Source organism: Klebsiella sp. X1-16S-Nf21, from assembly GCF_002837615.1.
GTDB classification, from domain to species: domain Bacteria; phylum Pseudomonadota; class Gammaproteobacteria; order Enterobacterales; family Enterobacteriaceae; genus Klebsiella; species Klebsiella variicola.
Genome location: NZ_PJDK01000067.1, coordinates 14,378 through 30,086, shown reverse-complemented (window position 1 = coordinate 30,086; position 15,709 = coordinate 14,378). Strand labels below are relative to the sequence as shown.

The 15,709-nt window shown below is 59.4% G+C and carries 16 protein-coding genes and 1 riboswitch; of the genes, 8 read left to right on the top strand and 8 right to left on the bottom strand.

Annotation, left to right across the window (positions count from 1 at the left end; all coding sequences use genetic code 11):
- Nucleotides 1-178 precede the first annotated feature (178 nt).
- A complete protein-coding gene (gene plsY, locus CW267_RS23545; protein ID WP_008806530.1) occupies nt 179-796 on the bottom strand; it encodes a glycerol-3-phosphate 1-O-acyltransferase PlsY in 618 nt (205 codons plus the stop codon).
- Between the two features lie 107 nt (nt 797-903).
- Here plsY and folB point away from each other — a divergent pair, with 107 nt between their 5' ends.
- Together folB and bacA are read left to right on the top strand one after the other, a co-directional pair.
- A complete protein-coding gene (gene folB, locus CW267_RS23540; protein WP_004150923.1) occupies nt 904-1,287 on the top strand; it encodes a bifunctional dihydroneopterin aldolase/7,8-dihydroneopterin epimerase in 384 nt (127 codons plus the stop codon).
- A 197-nt stretch (nt 1,288-1,484) separates the two neighbouring features.
- A complete protein-coding gene (gene bacA / locus CW267_RS23535; RefSeq protein ID WP_008806529.1) occupies nt 1,485-2,306 on the top strand; it encodes an undecaprenyl-diphosphate phosphatase in 822 nt (273 codons plus the stop codon).
- Between the two features lie 11 nt (nt 2,307-2,317).
- On the opposite strand, the gene CW267_RS23530 is transcribed toward bacA, so the two are convergent.
- Both CW267_RS23530 and CW267_RS23525 read right to left on the bottom strand, forming a co-directional pair.
- Nucleotides 2,318-3,559 (bottom strand): multifunctional CCA addition/repair protein, encoded by a 1,242-nt coding sequence (locus tag CW267_RS23530; protein WP_008806528.1) that lies wholly within the window; start codon nt 3,557-3,559, stop codon nt 2,318-2,320.
- 61 nt (nt 3,560-3,620) lie between these two features.
- Nucleotides 3,621-4,241 carry a TIGR04211 family SH3 domain-containing protein gene (locus tag CW267_RS23525; RefSeq protein ID WP_008806527.1) on the bottom strand — a complete coding sequence of 207 codons (621 nt, stop codon included), beginning with the start codon at nt 4,239-4,241 and terminating at the stop codon, nt 3,621-3,623.
- Between the two features lie 214 nt (nt 4,242-4,455).
- Between CW267_RS23525 and CW267_RS23520 the strand changes: the two genes are divergently transcribed.
- From CW267_RS23520 to hldE, 3 genes are read left to right on the top strand one after another with little or no spacing between them, the layout of a single operon-like run.
- Nucleotides 4,456-5,754 carry an inorganic triphosphatase gene (locus CW267_RS23520; protein WP_012540539.1) on the top strand — a complete coding sequence of 433 codons (1,299 nt, stop codon included), beginning with the start codon at nt 4,456-4,458 and terminating at the stop codon, nt 5,752-5,754.
- A 20-nt stretch (nt 5,755-5,774) separates the two neighbouring features.
- Nucleotides 5,775-8,612: a bifunctional [glutamate--ammonia ligase]-adenylyl-L-tyrosine phosphorylase/[glutamate--ammonia-ligase] adenylyltransferase gene (gene glnE, locus CW267_RS23515; protein WP_162494466.1), complete on the top strand. Its 2,838-nt coding sequence runs from the start codon at nt 5,775-5,777 to the stop codon at nt 8,610-8,612.
- Between the two features lie 58 nt (nt 8,613-8,670).
- Nucleotides 8,671-10,104 carry a bifunctional D-glycero-beta-D-manno-heptose-7-phosphate kinase/D-glycero-beta-D-manno-heptose 1-phosphate adenylyltransferase HldE gene (gene hldE / locus CW267_RS23510; RefSeq protein ID WP_032736431.1) on the top strand — a complete coding sequence of 478 codons (1,434 nt, stop codon included), beginning with the start codon at nt 8,671-8,673 and terminating at the stop codon, nt 10,102-10,104.
- A gap of 77 nt (nt 10,105-10,181) precedes the next feature.
- On the opposite strand, the gene CW267_RS30860 is transcribed toward hldE, so the two are convergent.
- Entirely contained in the window at nt 10,182-10,331 is a 150-nt protein-coding gene (locus CW267_RS30860) for a hypothetical protein (RefSeq protein ID WP_004144536.1), read from the bottom strand.
- Here CW267_RS30860 and glgS point away from each other — a divergent pair.
- Nucleotides 10,323-10,520, top strand: a complete 198-nt coding sequence (gene glgS / locus CW267_RS23505) for a cell surface composition regulator GlgS (protein ID WP_004205248.1) — start codon at nt 10,323-10,325, stop codon at nt 10,518-10,520. The two genes, CW267_RS30860 and glgS, sit on opposite strands and share 9 nt — an antisense overlap.
- A 35-nt stretch (nt 10,521-10,555) precedes the next feature.
- Here glgS and ubiK read toward each other — a convergent pair whose 3' ends face one another.
- Entirely contained in the window at nt 10,556-10,828 is a 273-nt protein-coding gene (ubiK, locus tag CW267_RS23500) for a ubiquinone biosynthesis accessory factor UbiK (RefSeq protein ID WP_008806522.1), read from the bottom strand.
- A 120-nt stretch (nt 10,829-10,948) separates the two neighbouring features.
- A riboswitch (FMN riboswitch) is annotated at nt 10,949-11,100 on the top strand.
- 105 nt (nt 11,101-11,205) lie between these two features.
- On the opposite strand from ubiK, the gene ribB reads away from it, so the two are divergent.
- Nucleotides 11,206-11,859 carry a 3,4-dihydroxy-2-butanone-4-phosphate synthase gene (gene ribB / locus CW267_RS23495; RefSeq protein ID WP_004174356.1) on the top strand — a complete coding sequence of 218 codons (654 nt, stop codon included), beginning with the start codon at nt 11,206-11,208 and terminating at the stop codon, nt 11,857-11,859.
- A 61-nt stretch (nt 11,860-11,920) separates the two neighbouring features.
- Here ribB and zupT read toward each other — a convergent pair whose 3' ends face one another.
- A complete protein-coding gene (gene zupT, locus CW267_RS23490) occupies nt 11,921-12,691 on the bottom strand; it encodes a zinc transporter ZupT (protein WP_008806521.1) in 771 nt (256 codons plus the stop codon).
- Between the two features lie 186 nt (nt 12,692-12,877).
- Between zupT and ygiD the strand changes: the two genes are divergently transcribed.
- Nucleotides 12,878-13,669: a 4,5-DOPA dioxygenase extradiol gene (ygiD, locus tag CW267_RS23485; protein WP_008806520.1), complete on the top strand. Its 792-nt coding sequence runs from the start codon at nt 12,878-12,880 to the stop codon at nt 13,667-13,669.
- Nucleotides 13,670-13,709: 40 nt separating this feature from the next.
- Here ygiD and CW267_RS23480 read toward each other — a convergent pair whose 3' ends face one another.
- Together CW267_RS23480 and CW267_RS23475 are read right to left on the bottom strand one after the other, a co-directional pair.
- The gene (locus CW267_RS23480; protein ID WP_016161840.1) at nt 13,710-14,870 is read right to left on the bottom strand and encodes a glutathionylspermidine synthase family protein; all 1,161 of its coding nucleotides are present in this window, start codon (nt 14,868-14,870) and stop codon (nt 13,710-13,712) included.
- A gap of 5 nt (nt 14,871-14,875) precedes the next feature.
- Nucleotides 14,876-15,547, bottom strand: coding sequence for a DUF1190 family protein (locus tag CW267_RS23475; RefSeq protein ID WP_008806518.1), 672 nt, complete (start codon nt 15,545-15,547; stop codon nt 14,876-14,878).
- Nucleotides 15,548-15,709: the final 162 nt, after the last annotated feature.

Below are 15,709 nucleotides of genomic sequence, written 5' to 3'. Positions count from 1 at the left end.
GGGCCCGTCCCCGATGCCAGCAGGCGGCGGAACTTTTGCTTTTAGTTGCCGATAACGCGTTGTTATAAAAGGGGGATGCGGCGATTACCGCGTATCATGACGACGTGGAGCAAAAGTGCGGGTGAGATGGGCAAACAGGCCCGGGGATCCTCCCGGCAGACGGGGCCGGGAGGGGAGATTATTTCTGCTCTGGCGCTTTTTTCTTCTTCATCCGGGTCCAGATTTTGCTCTCCTGGCGGCGCCACAGACGCTGAATGTTGTCGTGATGGCGCAGGAGGATCAGGCAGGAGAGCATCGACACCGGAAAAGTGTACTGCGGTTTAAACCACCAGACGTAGAAAGGCGCGATAAGCGCGCTGACGATAGCGCCAAGGGATGAGTAGCCGCTGAGCAGGATGGTCAGCAGCCAGGTCCCGGCCATCACCCCGGTCAGATCGAGACCGATGGGGGCGATAGCGCCGAAGGCCGTGGCGACGCCTTTACCGCCGCGGAAATGAAAGAAGACTGGCCAGATATGGCCCACGCAGGCGGCAATCGCCACTAACCCCAGCCAGAACGGCGTAAGGCCCAGCGCCCAGGCGCCCCATACCGGGAGCATGCCCTTCAGCACATCAAAAATAAGTACCGCTACGGCCGCCCCTTTTCCGCCAATTCGTAGTACGTTAGTGGCCCCGGGGTTGCCTGAGCCGCTGTCGCGTGGGTCGGGCAGGCCAGCAAGGCGACATACCAGAATGGCGCTGGAAATGGAGCCGCAGAGGTAGGCGAGGAGTACCAGTCCAGGCGCGATTGCACTCATAACGCTGTTCCGTTTTGAAAATGTCGTTGTATTCTCTGCATCTGTGGATAATACGCATAATTCGCCGGAAGTGGTATCCGGTTTAGCTAAAAAGCAGGCAGGGCGTGATGGATATTGTATTTATAGAGCAACTTTCGGTAATCACCACCATTGGTGTTTATGACTGGGAACAAACCATTGAGCAGAAGCTGGTGTTCGATATCGAAATTGCATGGGATAACCGCAAGGCGGCCGCCAGCGATGATGTCAGCGACTGCCTCAGCTATGCTGATATCAGCGAGCGAGTGATCGCGCATGTGGAGGGGGGAAAATTCGCGTTAGTGGAGCGGGTGGCGGAAGAAGTGGCCGACCTGCTGCTGGAAACATTCCAGTCGCCATGGGTGCGTATTAAAGTCAGCAAACCTGGCGCCGTGGCCCGCGCGGCAAATGTCGGTGTGATTATTGAACGTGGCCTTAATCTGAAACAAAACTTTTCAGGTCATACTTGTTAAACAAATTGCGTTTATACCGGTCATAGCATCCGGTCATCAGGCAATTTTACTGGCGATGTCCTTCCAGAACGGTGGACGAATCCGTGTGTACTTCCTGTACGCTGCGGATTACGCGCGCTCTGGCTGTCGGGTTGCGCCTGTTGATCGATAATGTGTTCCTGGTTTTTTTCATTTTACTTTTTAAAGGGTTTAATTGAATGAGCGATATACACTCGCTGCTGGTGGCGGCAATATTGGGTGTGGTTGAGGGGTTGACAGAGTTTTTACCTGTTTCCAGTACCGGTCATATGATTATTGTTGGTCACCTGCTGGGGTTTGAAGGTGATACGGCAAATACCTTTGAAGTGGTTATTCAGCTAGGCTCGATACTCGCCGTAGTGGTGATGTTCTGGCGTCGTTTGTTCGGTCTGATCGGCATCCATTTCGGCAGGCCGCCGGAGCATGAAGGCAAAGGCAGCGGTCGCTTGTCGCTTATCCATATCCTCCTCGGCATGATCCCCGCGGTGGTGCTGGGGCTGATTTTCCACGACACCATTAAATCCTTATTTAACCCGGTAAACGTGATGTACGCCCTGATTGTCGGCGGCGTATTGCTGATTGCGGCGGAAGTACTCAAGCCGAAACAGCCGCGCGCGGTCGGGATTGACGATATGACCTATCGTCAGGCGTTTGTCATCGGCTGCTTTCAGTGTCTGGCGCTGTGGCCGGGGTTCTCGCGCTCGGGGGCGACTATCTCCGGCGGCATGCTGATGGGCGTCAGCCGCTACGCGGCGTCGGAGTTCTCTTTCCTGCTGGCGGTACCGATGATGATGGGCGCCACCGTGCTGGACGTCTACAAGAGCATCGGCTTCCTGAACATGGGCGATGTGCCGATGTTTGCCGTCGGCTTCGTGATGGCGTTTATCGTGGCGCTGATTGCGATTAAAACCTTCCTGCAGCTGATCAAGCGGATCTCGTTTATCCCGTTCGCTATCTACCGCTTTATCGTGGCGGCAGCCGTTTACGTGGTCTTCTTCTAAGACCAGTGCCCTCAGCCTTGCGGCTGGGGGCAACGCTGTTCCTTCCACTGCGCCACCGCAGCAATTCTCCGCCGCGTCAGCTCTTCGCGAATTTCCGCCCCTTTAAAGCCCGCCGCCACGACCTCTTTGGTGGAGACAGACTGCGCCACTTCCCAGGCCTCCAGAAGCAGGCGCCCTTGCGGGTAATCGCTGGCCTCGAAACCGGTGCGTCCGCGGACGTCGGCTTCGCTGGTGAGGGCGATCTGCTGCACGCGCTGCGGTTTGCGCCAGGCGTCAATGCTGTCGAAGAGTTTGACGAGGGTTTTCGGCTGCAGGATCGGCAGGGTGTGGATCAAGTCATGGTACTCCGCCACCAGTTTCGCGAGATCGCGGATATCGTTTGGCACCCGCAGACGCGCGCAGATCTGTTCTACCAGCTTGACGCCCGCCGGGCCATGGCCGTGGTGACGCGGCCAGAGCGCTTTCGGCGTCAGTCCTTTACCGAGGTCATGACACAGGGTGGCGAAACGCACGTCGACATCCGGCGACAGCATCGCGGCCATCGTGACGGTCATCAGGGTGTGCAGGCCGGTATCGATTTCCGGGTGCCACTTCGCCGGGGCCGGCACGCCGTACAGCGCGTCAATTTCCGGAAACAGCACCTTAAGAGCCTGGCAGTCGCGCAGCGTCTGGAAAAAGACCTGCGGATTGCGGGTGGTTAACGCGCTTTCCGTCTCTTTCCACACCCGCTCCGGCGTTAAATGCGCCAGCTCACCGGCCTCAACCATCGCATGCATCAGGGCCTGGGTTTCTTCGGCAATGCGAAAGCCCAGATGCGCATAGCGGGCAGCAAAGCGCGCCACACGCAGCACGCGCAGCGGATCTTCGCTAAAGGCGGGAGAGACATGGCGCAGCAGGCGCAGGCGAAGATCGTTTTGCCCGCCGTAGGGGTCGATGATCGTGCCATCGGCATCCTGGGCGAGGGCGTTGACCGTCAGGTCGCGGCGCAGCAGATCGGCTTCGAGGGTCACGTCCGGGGCGGCATAGCAGGTAAAACCGGTATAGCCCGCGCCGGATTTGCGCTCGGTACGGGCCAGGGCATACTCCTCCCGGCTTTGCGGATGGAGGAACACGGGAAAGTCGCGGCCTACCTGTTGGTAGCCCGCGTCAAGCATCTGTTGCGGGGTGGCGCCCACCACCACCCAGTCTCGGTCTTTGACCGGCAGCCCTAATAGCGCATCGCGCACCGCACCGCCGACCAGATAGCTCTTCACGCCCGATTCTCCCGTATCTGTTTTTCGCAAGATGATACGTAAGTCTGGCAGAGAAGACGAATTAGTTCATCCACCGGTCTTTACGTTTGCGGCTTGGCACCAGATGCGGCAGCACCAGACCCAGCAGCAGACCGACGCCGAGCACGCCGCCGCCGTACATGAACCACTGCATGATAATGGTGCGCTGTTTGTCATCAAGCTGCAGATTCGCCGCATTCACCTTCTTCTGCGCGACCACCAGCTCGTTTTTCAACTTCTGGTTCTCGTCCTTCAGCGCGTTAATCGCGCTGTCGCTGCCGGCGACTTTCTTCTGCATATCCGCCGTGCGCTGGTTCCAGGTGGCGTCGATGTTGTTCAGCTTATCGGTCAGCGTTTTGACCTGGTTTTCCAGATCCGGGACGCGGGTGCGCAGGCTGGGCTCATTGCTCAGCTCTTTCAACGGGATCCAGGCGGTACGGCCATTGCTGTCGCGGACCTGCGCGTAACTGGTGCTGTCGTTCGTTTGCAGCACCGACACTTCTTCCCCGGCGTTGATGGTGCCGACCAGACGATAATTATCGCCCGGGCCGCTGCGAACCCAGGTGTTCAGCTCATCGGAAACGTAGCGCTTTTCTTCTGCGTGAACCGCCGTAGCGGCGCTAAGCGCGAGCAAAGTAAAAGTAATCAGGCGTAATTTTGGCATCAGGTCATCGTTTGGTCATAAAAAGTGGAACGATAGTAGAGGCATCGCCAGAGCGACGCAAAGTTTTCCACCACAATCGGAATCATCCAGGAGGTGGCCCGGCAAAAAGCGCGTTGCATGGCGATTCGCCGCAAAATACTATCTACTGACAAAAAATATCGTCGTAAGTTCGCCGCAATTTGTCGGCGCAGCACAGAAGCGGAAGAATTCAGTCATGGCTCAAGAAATCGAACTCAAGTTTATCGTCGCTCAGAATGGGGTAGAGACGCTGCGCGAGCAGCTCAATGCGCTCGAGGCGAAACATACGCCTGCGGGCCAGTTACTGAACATTTATTACGAAACCGCCGATAACTGGCTGCGTCGTCACGATATGGGGCTGCGCATCCGCGGCGACCAGGGGCGTTATGAAATGACGCTGAAAATTGCCGGCCGGGTGGTAGGGGGGCTGCACCAGCGTCCGGAATACAATATCCCACTGGATAAACCGGAGCTGGCACTTGAGCGCCTGCCGGCGGAGGTCTGGCCGCAAGGCGAGCTCCCGGCCGCACTGGCGGAGCATGTCCAGCCGCTGTTCAGCACTGATTTTGCTCGTGAACGTTGGGTGATACAGGAAGGGAATAGTGAGATTGAGATCGCCCTCGATCGCGGCGAAGTGAAGGCTGGCGAACATCAGGAGCCGATCTGCGAACTGGAGCTGGAGCTGCTTGCCGGGGAGACCGCCGATCTGCTGCGCCTTGCGCACCGTCTGCTGGAGAGCGGCGTTCTGCGTCAGGGGAGCCTGAGCAAAGCCGCGCGCGGGTATCATCTGGCGCAAGGCAATGGCGAGCGTCCCGTCACCTCGCTGACGGTGCTGACGGTGGCGGCGAAGGCCAGCGTGGAGCAGGGGCTGGAGGCGGCGCTGGAGAGCGCCCTGGCGCACTGGCTGTATCACGACGAAGTATGGCTGCGCGGCAATGCGAAAGCCAAAGCGGAAATCCTGCTGGCGTTAGCCCGCGTGCGCCATACCCTCGTGCTGTTCGGCGGCATCGTGCCGCGTAAGGCGACCACCCAGCTCCGCGCGTTGCTGAACGACGCTGAAGCCGTTCTGCTGGCCGCGGACACCGCCGACGAGGCGTTATTCCGCACCGAGGTCGTCGGCGCCAAACTGGCCCTGACCGAATGGCTGGTCCAGCGCGGCTGGCGTCCGTTCCTCAACGAGGCAGGAGAGAAAAAAATAGCCGGATCGTTCAAACGGTTTGCCGATATTAACCTCTCGCGGGTGGCGGCCGAGCTGCGCAGCGCCGTGCAGCATCTGGCGGTTGAAGATGCCGCCGACCAGTTGCCGAAGCTGTCCCGCGACATCGACAGCGTCCAGCTGCTGGCGGGCGCCTATGGCGACGCCGTCGCGCCGTGGCTGGAGAACTGGCAGGAGCTTCACCGTGCAATAGCACATGACGATCGCAGCGTCTTTGAATATTTCCGTCGCCAGGCGCTGGCTGCCGAGCCGTTCTGGCTGCATAGTGGAAAACGATAATTTCAGGCCAGGGAGCCCTTATGATGCCGCTTTCTCCGCAATTACAGCAGCACTGGCAGACGGTCGCTGACCGTCTGCCAGCGGATTTTCCCATTGCAGAACTGAGCCCACAGGCCAGGTCGGTCATGGCGTTCAGCGATTTTGTCGAACAGAGTGTGATCGCCCAGCCGGGCTGGCTGAATGAGCTTGCGGACTCCTCGCCGGAGGCGGAAGAGTGGCGGCATTACGAGGCCTGGCTGCAGGATCGCCTGCAGGCCGTCACTGACGAAGCGGGGTTGATGCGAGAGCTGCGTCTCTTCCGCCGCCAGATGATGGTCCGCATCGCCTGGGCGCAGGCGCTGTCGCTGGTGAGCGAAGAAGAGACCCTGCAGCAGCTGAGCGCCCTGGCGGAGACCCTGATTGTCGCCGCCCGCGACTGGCTCTACGCCGCCTGCTGTAAGGAGTGGGGAACGCCATGCAATGCCGAGGGCCAGCCGCAGCCGCTGCTGATCCTCGGGATGGGAAAGCTGGGCGGCGGCGAGCTGAACTTCTCTTCCGATATCGATCTGATCTTTGCCTGGCCTGAGCATGGCGCCACCCGCGGCGGCCGCCGCGAGCTGGATAACGCCCAGTTCTTTACCCGTCTGGGGCAGCGGCTGATCAAGGCCCTTGACCAGCCGACGCAGGACGGCTTTGTCTATCGGGTTGACATGCGCCTGCGGCCGTTTGGCGACAGTGGGCCGCTGGTACTCAGCTTTGCGGCACTGGAGGATTATTACCAGGAGCAGGGTCGGGACTGGGAACGCTATGCGATGGTGAAAGCGCGGATCATGGGCGATAACGACGGCGTGTACGCCAGCGAGTTGCGCGCGATGCTCCGTCCTTTCGTCTTCCGCCGTTATATCGACTTCAGCGTGATCCAGTCGCTGCGTAACATGAAAGGCATGATCGCCCGCGAAGTGCGGCGTCGCGGGCTGAAAGACAACATCAAGCTCGGCGCCGGCGGGATCCGTGAAATTGAGTTTATCGTTCAGGTCTTTCAGCTGATCCGCGGTGGTCGCGAACCTGCACTGCAGCAGCGCGCCCTGCTGCCGACGCTGGCGGCGATTGATGAGCTACATCTGCTGCCGGAAGGCGACGCGGCGCTGCTGCGCGAGGCCTATCTGTTCCTGCGCCGGCTGGAAAACCTGCTGCAAAGCATCAACGATGAACAGACCCAGACCCTGCCGCAGGATGAACTTAACCGCGCCAGGCTGGCGTGGGGGATGCATACCGAAGACTGGGAGACGCTGAGCGCGCAGCTGGCGAGCCAGATGGCCAACGTGCGGCGAGTGTTTAATGAACTGATCGGCGATGATGAGGATCAGTCCCCGGATGAGCAACTGGCCGAGTACTGGCGCGAGCTGTGGCAGGATGCGCTGGAAGAAGATGACGCCAGCCCGGCGCTGGCGCATTTAAACGATACCGACCGCCGTAGCGTGCTGGCGCTGATTGCCGATTTTCGTAAAGAGCTGGATCGGCGCACCATCGGCCCGCGCGGCCGCCAGGTGCTGGATCAGCTGATGCCGCATCTGCTGAGCGAAATCTGCTCGCGTGCCGATGCGCCGCTGCCTCTGGCGCGGATCACGCCGCTGTTGACCGGGATCGTCACCCGTACCACCTATCTTGAGCTGCTGAGCGAATTCCCCGGCGCGCTGAAGCACCTGATCACGCTCTGCGCGGCGTCGCCGATGGTCGCCAGCCAGCTGGCGCGCCACCCGCTGCTGCTGGATGAGCTGCTGGATCCCAACACCCTCTATCAGCCGACGGCGACCGATGCCTATCGCGACGAGCTGCGCCAGTACCTGCTGCGCGTGCCGGAAGAGGATGAAGAGCAGCAGCTGGAGGCGTTGCGCCAGTTTAAGCAGGCGCAGCAGCTGCATATCGCGGCGGCGGATATCGCTGGTACCCTGCCGGTGATGAAGGTCAGCGATCACTTAACCTGGCTTGCCGAAGCGATCCTCGACGCGGTGGTGCAGCAGGCATGGGGGCAGATGGTCGCTCGCTACGGTCAGCCGACCCACCTGCACGATCGCCAGGGTCGCGGCTTCGCCGTTGTCGGCTACGGTAAGCTCGGCGGCTGGGAGCTGGGCTACAGCTCCGATCTCGATCTGGTGTTCCTCCATGACTGCCCGGCGGAGGTGATGACCGACGGCGAGCGGGAGATTGACGGCCGTCAGTTCTACCTGCGGCTGGCCCAGCGGATCATGCACCTGTTCAGCACCCGCACCTCGTCCGGTATTCTCTACGAAGTGGACGCCCGGCTGCGTCCTTCTGGCGCGGCGGGGATGCTGGTCACCACCGCCGACGCGTTTGCTGACTATCAGCAGAACGAAGCCTGGACGTGGGAACATCAGGCGCTGGTGCGCGCCCGCGTGGTCTATGGCGACCCGGCGCTGCAGGCGCGCTTTGACGCCATTCGTCGCGATATCCTGACCACCCCGCGGGAGGGGATGACCCTGCAGACCGAGGTTCGCGAGATGCGCGAGAAGATGCGCGCCCACCTTGGCAACAAACATCCCGATCGTTTTGATATCAAAGCCGATGCCGGCGGGATCACCGATATTGAATTTATTACTCAGTATCTGGTCCTACGCTATGCCAGTGACAAGCCGAAGTTGACCCGCTGGTCTGACAACGTGCGTATTCTTGAGCTGCTGGCGCAGAACGACATCATGGACGAGGAGGAGGCGCGCGCCTTAACGCATGCGTACACCACCTTGCGTGATGCGCTCCATCACCTGGCCCTGCAGGAGCAGCCGGGACACGTGGCGCCAGAGGCCTTCAGCCGGGAGCGTGAGCAGGTCAGCGCCAGCTGGCAGAAGTGGCTGATGGCTTAACTATAAAATCGGGTGTGCTATTATCGCGCGCAAAGTTTGCGTCTCGCAGGAGAGAGTCATGAAAGTAACGCTGCCGGAGTTTGAACGTGCAGGAGTGTTGGTGGTGGGTGATGTGATGCTGGACCGCTACTGGTACGGCCCCACCAGTCGTATTTCCCCGGAAGCCCCGGTGCCGGTGGTGAAGGTGGAAAATATCGAAGAACGTCCTGGCGGCGCGGCAAACGTAGCGATGAACATCGCCTCCCTGGGGGCAACGTCGCGCCTGGTGGGATTGACCGGGATTGATGACGCTGCCCGCGCGCTGAGCCAGGCGCTGGCCAATGTGAATGTGAAGTGCGACTTCGTCTCCGTCCCGACTCACCCGACCATCACCAAGCTGCGGGTGCTGTCGCGCAATCAGCAGCTGATCCGCCTCGACTTTGAAGAGGGCTTCTCCGGCGTGGATCCGCAGCCGATGCATGAGCGCATTCAGCAGGCGCTGGGAGCCATTGGCGCACTGGTCCTCTCGGACTACGCCAAAGGGGCGCTGACCAGCGTCCAGACGATGATCAAGCTCGCCCGTGAAGCGGGCGTGCCGGTGCTGATCGATCCGAAAGGCACCGATTTCGAACGCTACCGCGGCGCGACGCTGCTCACCCCGAACCTCTCTGAGTTTGAAGCGGTGGTGGGCAAGTGTCAGGATGAAGCGGAGATCGTTGAACGCGGCATGAAGCTCATCGCCGAATTTGAACTGTCAGCGCTGCTGGTGACGCGTTCTGAGCAGGGGATGACGCTGCTGCAGCCGGGGCGTCCGCCGCTGCATATGCCGACCCAGGCCCAGGAAGTGTACGATGTCACCGGCGCCGGCGACACGGTGATTGGCGTGCTGGCGGCGACCCTGGCCTCCGGCAACACCCTGGAAGAGGCCTGCTATTTCGCCAACGCCGCGGCGGGCGTGGTGGTCGGTAAGCTGGGAACCTCCACCGTTTCTCCTGTCGAGCTGGAAAACGCGGTCCGCGGCCGGGCTGAGACCGGCTTTGGCGTGATGAGCGAAGAGGAACTCAAACAGGCGGTTGCGGCAGCGCGCAAGCGCGGTGAGAAAGTGGTGATGACCAACGGGGTCTTCGATATTCTGCATGCCGGCCATGTCTCCTATCTGGCGAATGCGCGCAAGCTGGGCGACCGTCTGATCGTGGCGGTCAACAGCGATGCCTCAACCAAACGTCTGAAAGGCGAAACCCGCCCGGTGAACCCGCTGGAGCAGCGGATGATCGTGCTGGGGGCGCTGGAGGCCGTCGACTGGGTGGTCTCCTTCGAGGAAGACACCCCGCAGCGGCTGATTGCCGGTATCCTGCCGGACCTGCTGGTCAAAGGCGGCGATTATAAGCCGGAACAGATCGCCGGCAGCGAAGAGGTCTGGGCTAACGGCGGCGAAGTGCTGGTGCTCAACTTTGAAGATGGCTGCTCGACCACCAATATTATTAAGAAAATACAAAAAGATAGCGATAAATAAGCTTTTCGCTATTCACCGGCTTGTACGGTGAAGCATCACGGCCCGCGATGGAGATATCGCGGGCCGTTTTTATTTAATCATGTGGAAAATGATTTAGCGCAATAAATAATCATGTTAAGCGCATTTTTCGTACAAATAGCGTTAAGGTAAGCGTAAATACTGAAGTGAGTAAAAGGCATATGACTGATCAGAACATCCACCGCTGAAGGAGTATGCGCATGAACCATAACGATATGTATTCAATGAAGAATTTTGATTTTTTGGCGCGGAGTTTCGCCAGAATGCACGCGCAAGGCCAGCCAGTTGATCTTCAGGCTATTGTCGGCAATATGGATGAAGAGCATCGTGAATGGTTTTGCCAGCGTTATGAACTTTACTGTCGTCAGGTAAACAGCCCGGCGGAAGCCGCCCACTAAGCCAAACGCAAAACGGGCCCCTGAGGGCCCGTTTTTTACGGCTGCTCTTCGCTGCCAGGCGTCGCTGCCTGGCGGTTTTCGAGGTCATTCAGACGCTGCTCCAGCAGCGCCAGTTTTTCGCGGGTCCGCAGCAAAACCTGAGTCTGTACGTCAAACTCTTCGCGGCTGACCAGATCCAGGCGGGTCAGCTGCGACTGCAGCGCCTGGCGGATTTTCTTCTCAACATCCTCACCCAGATCGCGAAGTCCTTTTGGCATCGACTCATGGACCTGGCGGGCGATTTGTTCAATTTTTTTCGGGTCAATCATGGTGGTTTCCTGCTCGGGTCGGATGATTGATCATTGTAGTGCGAACCAGGCCGCCTATAAACCAGAAATGTTTGAAGCTTATGCATTGCCGAGGATAGTCAATAGCGTTATAGTTATCTCGCTTATTCTCAGGGCGGGGCGAAATTCCCCACCGGCGGTAAATCAACCATTGCGTTGAAAGCCCGCGAGCGCTTCCCGTGACTACGGGAAGGTCAGCAGATCCGGTGTAATTCCGGGGCCGACGGTTAAAGTCCGGATGGGAGAGAGTAACGGCACAGTCGGGCCCAGGCCCGCTCGCGTTGACTTTTGCCGCTAAACCGGCGCTCCTAAGACTGCCCTGATTCTGGTAACCATAATTTTAATGAGGTTTTTTTACCATGAATCAGACGCTCCTTTCTTCTTTTGGTACCGCTTTTGAACGTGTGGAACACGCTTTGGACGCCCTGCGTGAAGGCCGCGGCGTGATGGTGCTTGATGATGAAGACCGTGAAAACGAAGGCGATATGATCTTCGCCGCCGAAACCATGACCGTTGAGCAGATGGCGCTGACCATTCGTCACGGCAGCGGCATTGTGTGCCTGTGCCTGACCGAAGATCGCCGCAAACAGCTGGATCTGCCGATGATGGTTGAGAACAACACCAGCGCCTACGGCACCGGCTTTACCGTGACCATCGAAGCGGCCGAAGGTGTGACCACCGGCGTCTCCGCTGCCGACCGCGTGACCACCGTCCGCGCGGCCATTGCCGACGGCGCGAAACCTTCCGATCTCAACCGTCCTGGCCACGTTTTCCCGCTGCGTGCGCAGCCGGGTGGCGTACTGACCCGCGGCGGCCACACTGAAGCCACTATCGACCTCGTGACCTTGGCTGGCTTTAAACCCGCAGGCGTGCTGTGCGAGCTGACCAACGACGATGGCACCATGGCGCGCGCGCCGGAGTGCATCAAGTTCGCTCAGCAACACAATATGGCGGTAGTCACGATTGAAGATCTGGTGGCCTATCGTCGCGAACATGAGCGTAAAGCCAGCTAAATAGCGGTTCGCTACGCCCGACCACAGCCCACTTCTTAGTGGGCTGTGTTGTTTCTGCGCTTTAACCGATGCCCATCGTCTGGAGTACCACCAGACTCAGCCCCATGACCGACATCCCGCACAAAACGCCATAGCTTGGGTTGCTTTGCGGATCGATCTCTTTCGCCAGCGGCATCAGTTCATCGACGGACAGTGCCACCATAATCCCGGCCACAGCGGCCATGATCGCTCCCATCACCAGCGGTGAGACCAGACTCCCCAGAATCAGCCACGCCAGCACGCCGCCCAAAATTTCCGCCATGCCGGAAAGCCCGGCCCAGAGTACCGCCTTGCTGCGCGACCCGGTGGCGGCATACACTGGCCCGGCAACGGCCAGTCCTTCAGGAATATTGTGCAGGGCAACGGCGAGGGCCACGCCCATGCCGAGTTCCAGGTTGTTGCTGGCCGTGACATAGGTGGCGATCCCTTCCGGGAAGTTATGCAGGCTGATACCTAACGTCAGCAGAATAGCGGTGCGACGTAAATTACGTGGACGCGGCGTGGCGGGGGTCATCAGATCCTGCGGGTGGGCGTGCGGCAGGAGGCGGTCAAGGCCGAAATAGCCCAGCAGGCCGATGACAAACATCCCGTAACCGAGCAGCGGCGACATGCCTTCGGCGGTCAGCGCGGCAGGCAGCATTTCCATCAATGAAATCAACAGCATGATCCCGGCGGCAAAGCCGAGGGAGAAGCCAAGCAGACGGTTAGAGGGTTTCTGACCAATCACGCCGAATATGGCGCCAATAAAGGTTGCGCTACCGGCTAGCAGCGTCAATATTAAGGGTGATGACATCGCTACTCTCCCTGTGAAAATAAGTGCATATGAGTATATTGCCTGAGGATGCGCGTACGGGACACGTCCCTTTACCGCGACTTACATTCAAATTTTCTGACGATCATCATCATGGTTATCTGAGTTTATCCTGGCGCAAAAGCGCGTAATGTGAGCACATCACATTGACACCCTAAGGATATCATCATGTCCCCTACCCGAATGCCCGCGTTGTTTCTCGGCCATGGCAGCCCAATGAACGTGCTGGAAGACAACATTTATACTCGCGCCTGGGCTCACCTGGGCGAAACCCTGCCGCGTCCGAAGGCGATTGTGGTGGTCTCTGCGCACTGGTTCACGCGCGGTACGGGCGTGACGGCGATGGAGGCCCCGAAGACCATTCACGACTTCGGCGGTTTCCCACAGGCGCTGTATGACACCCATTATCCGGCGCCGGGCTCTCCGGCGCTGGCGCAACGACTGGTGGAGCTGCTCTCGCCTGTGCCGGTCACTCTCGACAAAGAAGCCTGGGGATTTGACCATGGCTCGTGGGGCGTGCTGATTAAAATGTATCCGCAGGCGGATATCCCGATGGTTCAGTTGAGCATCGACAGCACCAAACCGCCGGCCTGGCATCTCGAAATGGGGCGGAAACTGGCCTCGCTGCGTGATGAAGGCATTATGCTGGTGGCCAGCGGCAACGTGGTGCATAACCTGCGCACCGCCCGCTGGCACGGCGAGAACACGCCATACCCATGGGCAGAGTCCTTCAATAACTACGTGAAGGCGAATCTGCAATGGCAGGGGCCGGACGAGCAGCACCCGCTGGTTAACTACCTGGCACACGAAGGAGGCTCGCTCTCCAACCCAACGGCGGAGCATTTCCTGCCGCTGCTATATATCCTGGGGGCGTGGGATGGTGTTGAAGCGATTACGATCCCGGTCGATGGCATCGAGATGGGCTCGCTGAGTATGCTGTCGGTGGTGGTTGGCGCCTGATGATAGTGCGCTCCGGCGATATCGTCGCCGGAGCGCGACATTATTCGACGAAAATGTGCGGATAGAAGCGCGACAGATCCTGAGTGATCAGCGCCCGATCTTCGCGAATGCCGATCCCGGCGGGCTGATCGTTGATGAGCCAGCTGCCAATCAGCGTGTAGCTGTCACCAAACTTCGGCAGGGGGTAAAACTCCTGCACGATGGTTCCTTCTTCCCCGTACGGACCTTCCACCGACTCCACGACCTTGCCCTGCTCAACAATGGAGACGTTGGCCCCTTCACGAGAGAAGATCGGCTTAATGACGAACTTCTCCATCTCCGGGTGGGCATCTTCGCTGAAGTAGGCCGCCAGCAGATTCGGGTGATTGGGGAACATTTCCCACAGCATCGGCAGCAACGCTTTGTTGGAGATAATGCTTTTCCACGCGGGCTCCAGCCAGCGCACGCCGGCGTCTTCCAGCTTGGTGGAGAACATCTCCCGCAGCATAAACTCCCACGGATAGAGCTTGAACAGGTTACCAATCACCTGATCCTGCAGATCGGTAAACTGACCTTTTTCGCCCAGACCGATATCTTCGATATAGAGGAATTCCGTCGCCAGGCCTGCTTCCGCGGCGCAGTCCTGCAGATACTGCACGGTGCCGCGATCTTCAACGGTATCGCGGCAGCAGGCCATATGCAGCAGCTGGAAGCCAAACTGCTCGCGCAGCTCGCCGAAGCGATCGATGAGCTTTTCCTGCAAACTATTGAACTGGTCGCTGCCCGCCGGCAGCTTGCCGGCGTTGAGCTGGTCTTCCAACCAGATCCACTGGAAGAAGGCCGCTTCATACAGCGAGGTCGGGGTGTCGGCATTGTTCTCCAGCAGCTTCGGCTCGCCGACGCCATCCCATGCCAGGTCGAGACGCGAGTAGAGCGACGGCTGGTTGGTTTTCCACGACTGGCGCACAAAGCCCCAGGTGTGTTTAGGGATGCGGAATTTAGTCATCAGCTCATCGCTGGCGATCACTTTCTCCACCACCTGGAGGCACATTTGATGCAGCTCGGCGGTGACTTCCTCCAGTTTTTCCACCTGCGCGAGGGTCAGCTTGTAATACGCCTCTTCGCTCCAGTAGGGCTCACCGTACATGGTGTGGAAGTTGAAACCGTACTCGGTCGCTTTCTCACGCCAGTCCGGGCGCTCGGTAATACTGACTCTTTCCATGTGAGTTAGCCGCCCATCGAGCGAGAAGAGGACGTTGAGCCTGCGGCGCTACGCTGCATAGTCGACTGCTTCGCCACCGACTCGCCAAAACCACCGCGGGTAACGGTGGTGGTGGTCGCTGGCTTCGGCGCCATCGCGGTTTTCGGCACGTTCATGGTGCGACCCGGCTGGGCGGCGCCATAGCTTTTGCCGCTCGCATCGGTGTATTGACCATAGGCCGGGCTGGCCGGGTTTTTCGAGCTGAACAGCGGCTGCTGTTGCGCCATGCCGCCGCCCATTAGGCGGCCCATCATATAGCCGGCCATCAGCGGCATCCAGAAGCTGCCGCTGCTTTGCGCCTGCGCCTGGTTTTCCGGGGCGACGCCCGCCTGGGCTGGCGTCTGCTGGCACTGGCCTTCGCCAAACTCGGCGACGCAGTCTTCCCGGGTGGCATATTTCGGCGCGGTGCGTTCTGCCTCTTTTACCGCGTTGGTGTAAGCCGTGGTGCACTCGGCTGCTTTGCCCGGATTGGCGGCGGAGCAGTCATCGGCGTTCTGGTATAGCGACACCGTTTCATCGCTTTTTTCACAACCGGCAAGCATAAAGACCGCGGTGACGGCCAGCGCGACCGGCGTCAGATGGCGTGCGCTCCAGCTTTTGCGGAACGACGAATGATTAATTTTTTTTGTCCGTTTCATATTTGTCTTCCAGGACCCAGTGGTATGGCGTGTGTTAACGCTCAGGATAGAGGATGAGTGGTGGAAAATGAAGCGAAGAGGGGCGCTAAGCGGGGGATCTTTACGTTGCCTTACGTTTAACGCATCGCCTGTCCGACGGACAGGCGATGCGCGTCACAGTAT